The sequence below is a fragment of the Paraglaciecola sp. T6c genome (genome assembly GCF_000014225.1).
Taxonomy (GTDB): domain Bacteria; phylum Pseudomonadota; class Gammaproteobacteria; order Enterobacterales; family Alteromonadaceae; genus Paraglaciecola; species Paraglaciecola atlantica_A.
In genome coordinates this window covers 1,972,115-1,985,232 of sequence record NC_008228.1, presented here as the reverse complement: position 1 = coordinate 1,985,232, position 13,118 = coordinate 1,972,115, and the positions used below count along the sequence as shown (strand labels likewise).

Sequence of the window (13,118 nt, the reverse complement as noted above, 5' to 3'; positions counted from 1 at the left end):
ATATTGCGATACGGTTTTTGAAAGTATCTTTACCTTCTCGCGTATAGATAACCTCCCCGCTACGTAATTTCATCGTGTATTAATTCTACCTTGAGCACATTGGCACACAATAAGCATTAATACTTTCGACTGACAAATAATAGTCAGCAAAACGTCAATAATAAAAATATAAAGAGGAATATCCAATGTTAAAAGCTTATGCAATTGCTCTAGCCCTTACTACCGCTGCTCCTGTTGCAACACAATCTGTTGAAAGCGCTAAAGCTCCTGAAGCGACAAAAACAATAACTTCAACGGTAGAAAATAAAGCAATAAGAGTAGGTTCAGTAAGATTCTAGATGACTAAATACTAATTGAATTTTATTATTCAGTAGAAAAAAAGAGAGAGGAACTCTCTTTTTTTATGCCTGTAATTTAAGGTTGGTATGACGAGTCGGAACACTCCGAGTTAACTAATTGGTCATTTGGTAAAATAAGGCGTAAAAAAACCGAGCTAATCCGCTCGGCTTTCAAAGGCTAGTTAAAATACACATTAACTATTTCGGGTAAAACGTATCCTTACTTTCTGCCATGTCTAAAAGGCGCTTAGCAGGCGCAAACTTGTCACCGAACTGCTGCTGATAATGCGTTAATCGTTCCACAACGTGGTTAATGCCTAAGGTATCCATGTATCTAAACGGGCCGCCTAAGAATGGTGGAAAGCCGATACCAAATATCGCACCTATGTCACCGTCTCTAGGATTACGCACAACACCTTCGTCAAGACATATAGCGGCCTCATTAAGCATGAGTAACACACAACGTTCGGCAATAGTATGCTCGCTCAAGCGGCTATTAGGCGTAATGCCAAGTAGATCATAAACGCTTTCATCGACTTCTTTGCCAGGCTTTTTACCTTCATAGTTATAAAAACCACGCTTGTTCTTCTTACCTTTTCGATCGTCCGCCAATAATTTGTCAAAACCTGGCGCTGACTGGAATCGCTCACCGAACTCAGCAACCAAAATTGGTCCTATTTTAGTGCCAACATCAATACCCACTTCATCTAAAAGTTTGATGGGTCCCACAGGGAAACCGAATTTGACTAACGCCTTATCTATCTGCTCAATGGGCTCACCAGCCAATAGAATTTCAGCAGATTCATTCATATATGGCGCTAAAATTCGATTAACATAAAAACCTGCGCCGTCTTTTACAACGATCGGGGTTTTACCTTGCTTCTTCGCTAGCTCAACCGTAGTGGATATTGTTTGGTCAGAGGTGGCTTCATGCGCAATAACTTCTGCCAAGGGCATCTTATCTACCGGTGAAAAATAATGTAAACCAATAACATTTTCAGGGCGCTTCGCCTTAGCGGCAATTTGACCTATGGGGATAGAAGATGTATTCGAAGCAAAAATCGTATGCTCTGAGCAATGCTCTTCCACATCCGCAACCATATTTTGTTTCAACGCTAAATCTTCGAAAACCGCTTCAATCACCACATCGGTGTTATCAAACCCAACATAATCAACAGAGCCTGTTAGCCGTGATAACTGAGATTGCATTTCTGAGTGCAGCATAAACTTGCGCTTCACTTTTTTGTTCAAAATATCGTAGGAATATTTCATCGCATGCGCGATGCCATCGCTGCGGATATCTTTGATTCGAGCCGGAAGTTTAGCTTTGGTTGCCGTCACAAACGCAATGCCACCGCCCATCAACCCACCGCCTAACACGCCGATTTTCTTCAGTGTTTTAGGCGCTACTCCTTCCACGCCATTTTCTTTTTTCATTTCGGTGGTCGCGAAAAACAAACTACGTAAAGCAGCTGATTCAGACGTCATAACCAGATGACCAAAATGCTTAGCTTCCACAGCAAAACCTTGGGCTTTTCCCTTCTCTAATCCCGTTTCGATACAATCAATAATGCGCTCAGGTGAGGGATAATTCCCCATTGTTTTAGCCTGAGTTTGTTTGCGAGCTTGTTTAAACATGAGTTTTCGGCCCATAGGGGTACGTTCAAGAAACTGCCCCATTGCATCAAGCTTTACTGGTTTTCTATTCGGCTTAGGTTTTTTCGCCATTTCAATCGCGACTTCAAGCAAAATAGAACGCGGCACCATATCGTCAACGATACCGTATTTTTTGGCTTGTTTTGCTCGTACTGAGGCCCCTGTGAGCATCATTTTCATTGCTTGTTGAACGCTAATTAACCGCGGGAGTCTTTGCGTGCCACCACTACCGGGTAAAAGACCAAGCTGTACTTCAGGTAAGCCCAGCTGCGTCTTATTGTCGTCACTACATACTCGCATGTGACACGCCAACGCCAGTTCAAGCCCGCCTCCCAAAGCAGGGCCGTGGATCGCAGCGACAAATGGCACTGCCATATCCTCGATACGTTGGAATACCGCTTGTCCGCCTTTTCCAATCGCTTCAGCTTCTTCTGCACTTTTACATCCTGCGAGCATAGAGATATCAGCACCGGCCACAAACGAGTTATCTTTACCACTGATCACTACCACGCCTTTAATAGCGCTATCACTTTGAATTTGGTCAAGCATGTCACCGACTTGCTCACCAAACTCCACTTTGAGCGTATTCATGGTTTCCCCTGGCACATCCATACTCAAAATCGCGATGCCATCATCACGCTTGGTTAAGGTAAACGCGCTAGGGGCAAGTTGTTGGGTACTATTTTCAGTTGTCATCTTTTTGCCCTTATTCTGTTTCAACGATCATTGCTGCGGCCAGACCGCCAGCGGCGCAAGCGGTGAGTAATCCACTGCCGCCTCCACGTCGATTTAATTCATTTAACATTTGGGTGATCATACGTGTGCCCGTCGCTGCAAATGGATGCCCATAGGCAAGTGAACTTCCCATAACATTGAATTTAGCCATATCAATTTCGCCTGTGGCTTTACTACGACCGAGCTTTTCTTGGGCAAATTTATCACTAGCAAACATTTTGATATTCGCCAATGTTTGCGCCGCAAACGCTTCGTGCATTTCAATTAAGGTTAGGTCGTTTAATGTCATACCCGCCCTATCTAACGCCATAGGCGTGGCATACGACGGCCCCATTAACATATCTTCCCACACATCGATAGCGGCAAACGCATAACTCTTAATGTAACCAAGAGGGGTGTAACCCAGTGCTTTTGCACGGCTTTCTGTCATCATCAACACGGCTGAAGCACCATCAGTCAATGGAGTAGCGTTCGCCGCGGTGACAGTACCGTGCTTCTTATCAAACACAGGGCGAAGTTTGGCATAGCCTTCTAATTTTGAATCAAAGCGGATGTTGTTGTCTTTTTCAAATGCGCTTTTGTATGGCGCAGGGTAAGCGGTCATCACTTCGCCAGCTAATTTACCTTCATTCCAGCTCTGCGCTGCTAAAGAATGCGAACGGTGTGCGAGCTTATCTTGGTCTGCCCGGCTAATACTATGACTCTTGGCCATTTGCTCAGCAGTTTGTCCCATGGACAACCCAGTTGAATACTCTGCAACTGCAGGTGGAACCGGTAACAAATCTTTTAGACCTAGCTTTTTAAGAACATTGAATTTTTGGCCTAAGGTTTTGGTTTTTTGCAGATCTGTCAAAGCCCGTGCTAGGTTTTTGGAAACGCCAATGGGAGACACAGACGTAGAATCAGCGCCCCCAGCAATGCCGACACTGATATTACCCAGCATCATCGATTCCGCAATATTCACCGTAGACTGGAAGCTCGTCGCACACGCCCTAGACACGCTGTAAGCGTCGGTATGCACACTCATGCCTGTGCCAAGCACTATTTCACGTGCGATATTAGGGGCTTCTGGCATCTGCACGACTTGACCATAGACCAATTGCTCGATAAGTAGCGGGTCCACATTGTGCTTAACCAACATCTCATTCACTACCATTTTGCCTAAATCAACAGCAGGAACGCCGTGAAAATTCGTCGCCATTTTAGCGAATGGTGTTCGTAGTCCCGCTACGATAGCGATGCGCTCTCCATCTCGAGTCGTAACTGTTTGCTTTGCCGTCATGATTTGCCCTTAATGTTGAGTCAAAAACCAAGTGGTCTGACCTGTAATTTTAATCGATTGTACAGGGAGAATAGAAATTTTGAAAGTCCAAGTAACATTGCGTCAGTTTTGTACATTTACAATAGTCCTAAGGTAGTGAATAACACGCGCAATCTCACCCTATGCGGTCAGACGACGTTGAATAAGGCAGCGTCGCCGGTATTACGCCCATTAGTTAGGCTATTTAACAATGGATACAATAGCTTATACCGTCAAAACGGATTGGTTTTCATCGAAAAGATGTTATTTGTAACATTGTTTTTCACCAATGGAACCCTATATACACAGCATTGTCTGTTATACAGTTTATTTTCCCGTACACCTTTGTACGCCAATCAACCAAGGAATAATAAGAACGCATGCCTTCAGTTCAATTCTCACAACTACAAGCGTATTTAGACTCACAAGTTATTGGTCAAACAACCTTGACGCAAAATATTCTCGTGGCGTTACTTGCTGACGGCCATCTACTGGTTGAAGGTCCTCCCGGATTGGCAAAGACCCGCGCCGTTAACTCATTGGCCAACGGCGTTGAGGGTGACTTTCACCGTGTTCAATTTACCCCTGATTTACTGCCCGCTGATTTAACAGGTACAGATATATATCGACCAGAAACAGGCAAATTTGATTTTCAAAAAGGTCCACTTTTTCATAATTTGGTCCTTGCCGATGAAATAAACCGCGCGCCCGCCAAGGTGCAGTCGGCGCTGCTCGAAGCAATGGCGGAAAGGCAAATTACTGTCGGTAACAAAACCTATCCGTTGCCTGCGTTATTCTTAGTGATGGCAACTCAAAATCCTATTGAGCAGGAAGGTACCTACCCCCTACCTGAAGCACAGCTAGACCGGTTTTTGATGCATTTAGAAATTGATTACCCTGGGGCAGAAACAGAGTTAGCGGTGTTAAAACTCACGCGCAATGAATCATTAAATAGTGCCCCGGTTATGCCACCCAACTTGACGCAAGAAGACATATTCAAGGCGCGCAAATCGGTACTGGAAATTCATTTAGACGAATCCTTAGAGCGCTACTTGGTAGAATTGATTATCGCCACTCGTCAACCGCAAAAATACAGCGAACAACTAGCGAGTTGGATCGAATTTGGTGCGAGCCCAAGGGCCACGATTGCTCTAGACAAATGCGCTCGGGCTCACGCTTGGTTAATGGGCAGAGATTTTGTAGGACCAGATAATATTCACGCGGTATTTCATAATGTACTGCGCCACCGGTTGTTACTCAGTTACGAGGCAGAAGCGGAAGGTGTTAGCAGCAATCAAGTGCTTGATAGCATATTGCAACTTGTCCCTGTTCCTTAAGGACACTGGATATGCAAACGATACAGGACATACCTCAGTGGCTGGCCAGCCATCATAGCGATGGCGTTAATCTGAGTATAAAAGAACTGCTTTATTATCGCACCAAAGCGAGTCTGTTGAATTTAAGCTTAGGACGTCCCGCACAAGCCAAGCTAGCCGGGGGTTACCTCGCGAAGACGAAAGGCCGCGGTATGGAGTTTGATGAAGCTCGTCATTACCAGCCTGGTGATGATATTCGAGCAATCGATTGGCGAGTCACTGCGCGCACGGGTAAAACCCACACAAAAATATACCGCGAAGAGAAAGAGCGTCCGGTCTTTGTGTTAGCGGATTTATCAAGCTCAATGCACTTTGGTACTCAATTGCTGTTTAAATCCGTACAGGTCGCACACTTAACCGCATTAATCGCATGGGCGGCTCATAAACGGGGAGATCGAATAGGCGGGTTGGTATACAACCAAACACAGCACAAGGAATTTAAACCGTTTTCTAGGCAGAAAGCCGTACTTTCTTTATTAAATGGTATGGTCAATTTACATCATCCCCAATCACTGCCCTCTAACCATGATGAAGAGCAAGTGACCTTCTGTGATGCGTGTGCTCGACTTAGGCGTTTAGCACATCCGGGGAGTTTGGTCTTTATATTGAGTGATTTTGCCAACTTAACGGATTCGGCTCAGCAGCACATATCCCAGTTAAGCCGGCACTGTGAGGTAACCGCTTATCCTATCAGCGATCCTTTTGAACACGCATTACCCCAAAGTAAATTCCAACAAATGCTTAACTTAACTGATGGACAAAACGAGCAACAAATACTCATCGGTGAACAGCGCATCGCAACGCAATACCAAAGTCAACACGAACAGCGATTTAACGCGATCAATACGCGCTTGAAAAAATGCCGAGCCAATGTAGTACCGATAAGTTGCGCACAATCTCTAGAGCGACAGTTATCAAAACGTAGTAGTGAAACAGACGTATGAATCCGTTAGACCAATTAAAAGACATCCACATTCCTTCTCAAATCAGCCCTTGGCCGCCGGCCTATGGTTGGTGGTTAGTCGCCTTTTTTATCCTTTTAGTTCTCATTGTGCTCATCACCGCATGGGTGAAACACCGACAATATAACGCCGCACGACGCCATGCTCTGAATGAACTAGCTTCAATCACAAGCAATCAATCTGATTGGCCAATTCGTATGAATACTTTGCTCAAGCGTACTTGCATGCATTATTTACCGAGTGAGCAACATGCAAATCTGCACTCTCAGCGCTGGCAAGCTTATCTCTGTGAGCAGTTGCCGTCGTCCCAACAAGGTTCCTTTAACGCGGCCTTTTCAGCATTGCAAACACAACTCTACCGCCCAGCTACCGCGGATAGTACGCAATTTACTGCTATTCAGGCCCAAGTCGGCGTATGGCTAAAGTACGCCAAATTAAAAGATGTTAGTGAGTCTTCTTCAACAGGAGCCGCACATGTTTGAGTTTGCATGGTGGTGGATGTGGTTCGCTTTACCGTTACCCATATTGGTTTACTTGTTGCCCGCAAAGGCACAAGTGCAATCTGCTGCTTTGAGGGTACCTCACCTGCCCCAAGGGATCCAAAACGTCTCTAAGCCACCCACAAGTAGAAAGGCATTCTTGATAATTGCCACCATAGGCTGGGTTGCCCTAGTGAGTGCAAGTGCTCGCCCCCAATGGTTAGGCGAGCCCGTTAGTATTCCCGCAGAAGGCCGCGACCTGATGATTGCGGTTGATTTATCTGGCAGTATGAAAATTGACGATATGCAAGTTAACGGTCGTCAAGTCGATCGCTTGCAAATGATAAAGTCAGTGTTACATGACTTCATTCAACGTCGCATTGGTGACCGATTAGGGCTTATTTTCTTTGCTGACACAGCCTACTTGCAAGCACCCTTGACTTACGATCGTGAGACAGTGTCACAATTATTAAACGAGTCGCTTATTGGCCTGGTGGGTGAACAAACGGCTATCGGGGATGCCATTGGTTTAGCCATCAAGCGCTTCAAGAGCAAAGAAGAGTCAAACAAAGTATTGATCCTGTTAACTGACGGGCAAAATACCGCGGGTAACATTACGCCGGAACAAGCCAATGAACTAGCCATTAACAACGGCGTCACATTATACACAATAGGCGTCGGTGCCGACCAAATGTTAGTACAAAGTATCTTTGGCAGTCGCCAAGTCAATCCCTCACAAGAGTTAGATGAAGGCATGTTAACCACCCTTGCAGAATCCACTGGGGGCCGCTACTTTCGTGCAAGAGACGCCCAAAGCCTAACGGAAATTTATAGCAAGCTAGACGAATTAGAGCCCATCGCTAGAGAAAGTCGACAAATGCGCCCGCTGCAGGCACTTTATTTCTACCCCTTAGGCTTGGCGCTACTTATTTCCTTATTACTGGCCCTTAAACCGCTTGTCTCCAGCTGGTTGTTTAATCTTAAAAACGCTAGAACATCCAAAGAAAGGAGCCAGATTGATGTTTGATTTTACCCTAGCGGATTTTCATTTTTTGCGCCCTTTGTGGTTATTAGCCATTATTCCTTTGTTTTTACTCATTGCGCTGTTGAAACGCATGAACCAACAACGCTCAGGGTGGCAATCTGTTTTACCTTCACACCTGTACCAACACCTTGTCGCGAATAATGGGGTTAAATCTTCGAAACCGCCTTTATACGTATTAGTCGTCGCTTGGACCTTAGCCTGCTTAGCCCTCGCGGGACCAACGTGGCAGCGCTTGCCTCAGCCGGTATATCAGTTAAACAGCGGAAAAGTCGTGGTACTGGATATGTCATTATCAATGCGAGCAACAGATGTCACGCCGAACCGTCTAACTCGTGCTAAGTACAAGGCTATTGATTTAGTCAAGGCCATCGCCGAAGGTGAAACCGGCCTCGTTGCTTATGCTGGTGATGCCTTCACTATTAGCCCGCTAAGTTCAGATGGGCAGAATTTAACCGCTTTGATCCCCAGCCTGTCGCCCGAAATTATGCCCGTTGCCGGTAGCGAGCCGTTTTTAGGCTTGGAATCAGCGATCGCGCTATTACGCAATGCTGGTTACCAGCAAGGTGAAATATTTTGGATAACCGATGGCATTGAAAATACGCAAGTCGCTGAGGTGAGTAAATTGCTTGAGGATTCACCTTATCGCCTTTCCATATTGTCGATTGGTACACCCGATGGAGCTCCTATTCAATTGGTTAATGGTGACTTTTTAAAAGACAATAGTGGCGCTGTAGTCGTGCCTCGATTACGGGCAAGTAACCTGCAAACCCTCGCACGCAAAGGGGGGGGCAGGTATATTGCGATGCGCACAGATGATAGCGATATCGACTACCTTAAAAACCAAACTGTGCTCTCGTCACAAGAAGATAAGCCTGGCGAAACCGATGACAAGTTTGGTGATAAGTGGCAAGAGATGGGCCCTTATCTGTTAATACTGTTATTACCCCTAGCCGCGTATGGCTTTCGTCGCGGGTTACTAAGCATATTTGCAGTTTTCATGTTATTGCCCGGGTATACACCGCCCGCCGGTGCAACTTGGTGGGATGACATGTGGCAAACCGCAGATCAGCAAGGTCAACACGCCTTTCAAACTGAGAATTATGAAGAAGCAGCTAAACACTTTGACGACCCTATGTGGCGAGGAACAGCTGCTTACAAAGCGCAAGACTACGCTGCTGCACTTGATGCATTTCGCGCAGCAAGTGGCGCGCAAGCCCGTTACAACGAGGGAAATACTCTTGCCCAGCTGGGTGAAATTGAGGAGGCCATTAAAGCCTACGATAGAGCACTGGCGGTTGATCCTGATCACGAGGATGCAAAAGCAAACAAGGCATTGCTCGAACAGCAAAAGCAACAGGACCAGCAAAATCAAGAACAGCAGGAAAATGCTGAACAACAAGAGCAAGACGAAAACCAGCAAGGTGAGAACAACCAATCTGGCGATCAACAAGAGGGCCAAAATGCCGATAACAGCCCTGAGCAATCATCACAGGAAAACCAAAAGCAATCGCAAACGAATAATGACTCGCAACAAGGTGATAGCGAGCCATCCACTTCTGAGGAACAACCTGAGCAGAACGAGCAAGATAGTGAAAACAACAGTCAGCAAGACGGTGCACAGTCTTCTCAACAAGAGGAGCGAGAGCAGTCTCAAGATGAGCAATCATCTCAACCTGCTTCTATGGATGAAAATGAGCAAGCTGAGGGACAAGATGCGTCTCAGCTGCAGGCGGCTTCCATGGGCGCACAAGCACCACAAGAACTTACTGACGAACAGAAAGAACAAATGCAACGCATGCAAACATTGCTCAACCGCGTTCCTGACGATCCAGCATTTTTATTAAAACGAAAAATGCAGATAGAAAATCAAAAGCGAAGACAACAACGTACACCGACTCAACGACAAAGGAACTGGTAGCAAAATGCAGTTATTTATCCGTTATTTATCTCGTTCATGTTTATTCCTCTGGGCCTTAAGCACATTTGCTCTTGCGCAAATAGATGAACTGTCAGCCACGGTCGATAAAAACCCCGTACTCGCTGATGAATCGATAACCCTAAGTGTGGTCGCATCGGGCGATGCATCTCGCGAGGCATTCGATCCTAGCCCATTGAACGCAGATTTTATCGTAGGCAGAACCTCTGTTAGCTCGCAAACCCAAATGATAAACTTTGACACAACCCGCACCACCATTTGGACCACCGTTCTTATTCCACGCAAGCCAGGGCGCTTTGTCATTCCAGCATTTACCATAGAAGGCAAAAGCTCAGCACCCATTAATATGATGGTTTTACCGGTATCGGCTCGTCAAAGTACAGAAGGTCGAGATGTGTATGTCACAACGTCAGTAGACACAGATGAAACCTACCTACAGCAACAAATTCGTTATACCGTAAAGTTGTTTCTTGCCAGAGACCTGCAGCGAGGTAGCTTATCGGCTCCTACGTTGGCCGACGGAGAAATTCGACAAATTGGTAAAGATGCAGAATACAACGACATCGTCGATGGAAAACGCTATCGGGTGATTGAACGCACCTTTGCGGTTATTCCACAAAAGAGCGGTACCTTTACTATCCAAGGCCCAATGTTTGAAGGCGAAGTAGTTCAGGATAGGCAACAAAGCTTTGGTTTCTTCAGCCGCAGTAAAACCATTAATCGTGTGGGGCCAGCACAAGAAATAACCGTGAAACCCATTCCGGCCAATTATTCTGGTACCTGGTTGCCTAGTGATTATGTTGAGCTACACGAAGAGTGGCAACCTGATGCATCTAAATTCACGGTCGGTGAGCCAATCACCCGCACTTTGACTCTTACCGCTGTAGGTGTTGATGAAGCGCAGCTGCCAAGTATCAATAGTCAATATCCCAGCGGCGTGAAGGTTTACCCTAACCAACCAAATACCACCACTGTTGAAAAAGACAATACGCTCATCGCCCAGCGCACTGAAACCATCGCGATCATTCCCAGTCAAGCGGGTGAATTCACGCTAGATGAAGTGAGCGTTCCTTGGTTTAATATTGTCAGCGGACAAGTAGAATATGCCACGCTGCCCAAACGCATCATTACGGTCGTTGCAGGCGCTAATGATACGTCATCCTCCAACATTCCACCTGCTGCTGTTGGCAAAAACGAACAGTTCCCCCCTACTGTGCAAACTGCAGAACAGGCCCCCCAGCAGGACAGCCAACACAGCGTTGAACAATCAATCTCAAGGGTTAGCCAAACAACCAATCTCTGGTTCTGGCTCAGCTGCACATTAATAATCTTGTGGGTAACCACACTTGTTGGCTGGGCGGCGCACGTTCGTCGCTTAACAACCAAAGCAAATGTGTTTAGTAGAGCCAATAATGGCGCAGCGAATAAGACGAATCCTTCTGAGAAGCAAGCATGGAACTCGTTGCAAGCAGCTATCAGCAAACAGGATACGCAGGCAATCATTCAGGCATTAACATTATGGCTAAATACGTTAACGGGAAGTAATGGTAAATCAATCAATACATTACAAAACGAATTTAGCAACGCCTCGCTAGATAATGCGATAAGTACATTATATGCATCTAAATTTGGCGCCGAGGACAAACAGTGGAACAAGGAAGAAATTGTCTCAATACTTAGCTTAATTCGACAGCAAGCTAGCGCTCATCACAGCAACGAAAAATTAGCCCCACTTTATTAGCTGATGAATGGGGAACAACTTCAATGACTTAAGAGCGCTATTTTTCATGCCTCATTTGTAAATATGGGGCAACATCCGCAGTAAAAATGCATGTGCAATCAGCCTTTCTCCCACGACTAAGGGCGAATTGCACTATGCCCCGCTTTAACGAATAATAAGATCACACATAAAAGGCGGAAATAAATAATGAATTTGCGAAAGCAATTTAAAAAAGCCTCGGTCTCTAGTGACATGCTAGATAAACAAAAACGATACGAAACCCTAGTCCAAGCATTACATGGTGATATATTCCGCTATGCATACTGGCTGGTTAAAGATAAAGCGGTGGCAGAAGACATAGTCCAAGAGACATTTCTGCGTGCATGGAAATCATTGGATTCATTAAAGGACGAAAAAGCCGCCAAATCTTGGTTGATTACGATATTGCGTCGGGAAAATGCCCGACGCTTTGAACGTAAGCAGTTCGACTTGGTTGATATCGATGATGTGTCTATCTCAGACGATCAGTTGACTCACGAAGTTGAGATTGAGCACCGAGAGTTACGGAAAATAATGGCGTCTTTGACTGAAGAGTATAGAGAGCCATTAATGTTGCAAATCATGTTTGGATACAGCGGAGATGAAATTGCAGCTCAACTAGATTTAAACAAGAATACCGTAATGACCCGACTATTTAGGGCGCGAAGCCAAATTAAAGAGGCGCTAGAGAAATCAAATGACAATCGAGAACGGAAAAATGGATGATTTAGAATTTCGCAGAACCATTTATGCTGATCCGAATTGCGATGACATACGAGTCAAAGAAGCGGCAGCACAAGACCCTGCAAAACACGAATTTTGGTCTGAGCAAAAAAAGATCGATGCGAGTTTACAAGCGGCGATGAAAGTCGATGTGCCTGACGATTTAGCACACAAACTTATTTTGCGCCAAACTATGCAAACTCACCAACACAATAAGAAGCGTGCCCGGGTGCATTTAGCGCTAGCGGCATCTTTAGCGTTTGTTGTGGGTGTTAGTTTCACGCTGTGGCAACAACAAAATTACATTGATGTGTCAGCTCAATCACTGGCTCACGTATATCATGAAGGTCCTCATGCGCTTGATGCGAACGAAGATTTCACCTTGCAACAAGTCAACGCTAAGCTCGCCCAATACGGTGGTCATTTAAATGAGGATATGGGGCAAGTATTTTATGCAAACCACTGTGACTTCGAAGGGGTTAGAAGCCTGCACTTAGTCATGCAAGGCGATAATGGCAAAGTGACTGTATTTATTGTGCCTCATAAAGACGGTTACAAAGCAAAAGACAGAGTCACCGATGGCTATCTAACCGCCGAAGCAGTGGATATGAAAGATACCAGCTTAGTGATCGTCAGTGAAAATGTACATGATGTAGAGCAGACCAAAGATAAATTGACTAGAGGCATGACCTTCTCTGCCTAAGAATGTGTTGCGCGTAAAGAAGAGCGCGCTACATAGAAACCGACAATGTTTGAGAAAAAGGAGCTTATGCTCCTTTTTTTATCTCCCTCGACTCCCTTTTGAAGCT

General features: G+C 45.5%; 11 protein-coding genes. 9 read left to right on the top strand and 2 right to left on the bottom strand.

What is annotated here, in order from left to right; translation table 11 throughout:
• Window positions 1-185: 185 nt before the first annotated feature.
• Window positions 186-338 (top strand): hypothetical protein, encoded by a 153-nt coding sequence (locus PATL_RS22780; protein ID WP_191917753.1) that lies wholly within the window; start codon window positions 186-188, stop codon window positions 336-338.
• 198 nt (window positions 339-536) lie between these two features.
• Here the strand turns inward: PATL_RS22780 and fadJ are convergent, their stop codons facing one another.
• Window positions 537-2,690, bottom strand: a complete 2,154-nt coding sequence (fadJ, locus tag PATL_RS08505) for a fatty acid oxidation complex subunit alpha FadJ (RefSeq protein WP_011574491.1) — start codon at window positions 2,688-2,690, stop codon at window positions 537-539.
• A 10-nt stretch (window positions 2,691-2,700) separates the two neighbouring features.
• On the bottom strand, window positions 2,701-4,011 hold the full coding sequence (fadI, locus tag PATL_RS08500) for an acetyl-CoA C-acyltransferase FadI (RefSeq protein WP_006994137.1): 1,311 nt from the start codon (window positions 4,009-4,011) through the stop codon (window positions 2,701-2,703).
• Window positions 4,012-4,409: 398 nt separating this feature from the next.
• On the opposite strand from fadI, the gene PATL_RS08495 reads away from it, so the two are divergent.
• From PATL_RS08495 to PATL_RS08460, 8 genes are all read left to right on the top strand, one after another.
• Entirely contained in the window at window positions 4,410-5,366 is a 957-nt protein-coding gene (locus PATL_RS08495; RefSeq protein WP_011574490.1) for an AAA family ATPase, read from the top strand.
• A gap of 11 nt (window positions 5,367-5,377) precedes the next feature.
• Window positions 5,378-6,349 (top strand): DUF58 domain-containing protein, encoded by a 972-nt coding sequence (locus PATL_RS08490; RefSeq protein ID WP_011574489.1) that lies wholly within the window; start codon window positions 5,378-5,380, stop codon window positions 6,347-6,349.
• Window positions 6,346-6,849, top strand: a complete 504-nt coding sequence (locus tag PATL_RS08485) for a DUF4381 domain-containing protein (protein ID WP_011574488.1) — start codon at window positions 6,346-6,348, stop codon at window positions 6,847-6,849. Before PATL_RS08490 ends, PATL_RS08485 begins: the two co-directional genes overlap by 4 nt.
• Window positions 6,842-7,873 carry a vWA domain-containing protein gene (locus PATL_RS08480; RefSeq protein WP_011574487.1) on the top strand — a complete coding sequence of 344 codons (1,032 nt, stop codon included), beginning with the start codon at window positions 6,842-6,844 and terminating at the stop codon, window positions 7,871-7,873. Before PATL_RS08485 ends, PATL_RS08480 begins: the two co-directional genes overlap by 8 nt.
• The gene (locus PATL_RS08475) at window positions 7,866-9,809 is read left to right on the top strand and encodes a VWA domain-containing protein (protein ID WP_011574486.1); all 1,944 of its coding nucleotides are present in this window, start codon (window positions 7,866-7,868) and stop codon (window positions 9,807-9,809) included. Before PATL_RS08480 ends, PATL_RS08475 begins: the two co-directional genes overlap by 8 nt.
• A 4-nt stretch (window positions 9,810-9,813) precedes the next feature.
• Window positions 9,814-11,568 (top strand): BatD family protein, encoded by a 1,755-nt coding sequence (locus PATL_RS08470; protein ID WP_011574485.1) that lies wholly within the window; start codon window positions 9,814-9,816, stop codon window positions 11,566-11,568.
• 186 nt (window positions 11,569-11,754) lie between these two features.
• The gene (locus PATL_RS08465) at window positions 11,755-12,312 is read left to right on the top strand and encodes a sigma-70 family RNA polymerase sigma factor (RefSeq protein WP_011574484.1); all 558 of its coding nucleotides are present in this window, start codon (window positions 11,755-11,757) and stop codon (window positions 12,310-12,312) included.
• The gene (locus PATL_RS08460) at window positions 12,305-13,012 is read left to right on the top strand and encodes a DUF3379 domain-containing protein (protein ID WP_011574483.1); all 708 of its coding nucleotides are present in this window, start codon (window positions 12,305-12,307) and stop codon (window positions 13,010-13,012) included. The genes PATL_RS08465 and PATL_RS08460 overlap by 8 nt, the downstream gene beginning before the upstream one ends.
• Window positions 13,013-13,118: the final 106 nt, after the last annotated feature.

Coding starts and splice junctions, on each gene's coding strand:
- PATL_RS22780 (WP_191917753.1), top strand. CDS start 186: ATGTTAAAAGCTTATGCAATTGCTCTAGCCCTTACTACCGCTGCTCCT.
- fadJ (WP_011574491.1), bottom strand. CDS start 2,690: ATGACAACTGAAAATAGTACCCAACAACTTGCCCCTAGCGCGTTTACC.
- fadI (WP_006994137.1), bottom strand. CDS start 4,011: ATGACGGCAAAGCAAACAGTTACGACTCGAGATGGAGAGCGCATCGCT.
- PATL_RS08495 (WP_011574490.1), top strand. CDS start 4,410: ATGCCTTCAGTTCAATTCTCACAACTACAAGCGTATTTAGACTCACAA.
- PATL_RS08490 (WP_011574489.1), top strand. CDS start 5,378: ATGCAAACGATACAGGACATACCTCAGTGGCTGGCCAGCCATCATAGC.
- PATL_RS08485 (WP_011574488.1), top strand. CDS start 6,346: ATGAATCCGTTAGACCAATTAAAAGACATCCACATTCCTTCTCAAATC.
- PATL_RS08480 (WP_011574487.1), top strand. CDS start 6,842: ATGTTTGAGTTTGCATGGTGGTGGATGTGGTTCGCTTTACCGTTACCC.
- PATL_RS08475 (WP_011574486.1), top strand. CDS start 7,866: ATGTTTGATTTTACCCTAGCGGATTTTCATTTTTTGCGCCCTTTGTGG.
- PATL_RS08470 (WP_011574485.1), top strand. CDS start 9,814: ATGCAGTTATTTATCCGTTATTTATCTCGTTCATGTTTATTCCTCTGG.
- PATL_RS08465 (WP_011574484.1), top strand. CDS start 11,755: ATGAATTTGCGAAAGCAATTTAAAAAAGCCTCGGTCTCTAGTGACATG.
- PATL_RS08460 (WP_011574483.1), top strand. CDS start 12,305: ATGGATGATTTAGAATTTCGCAGAACCATTTATGCTGATCCGAATTGC.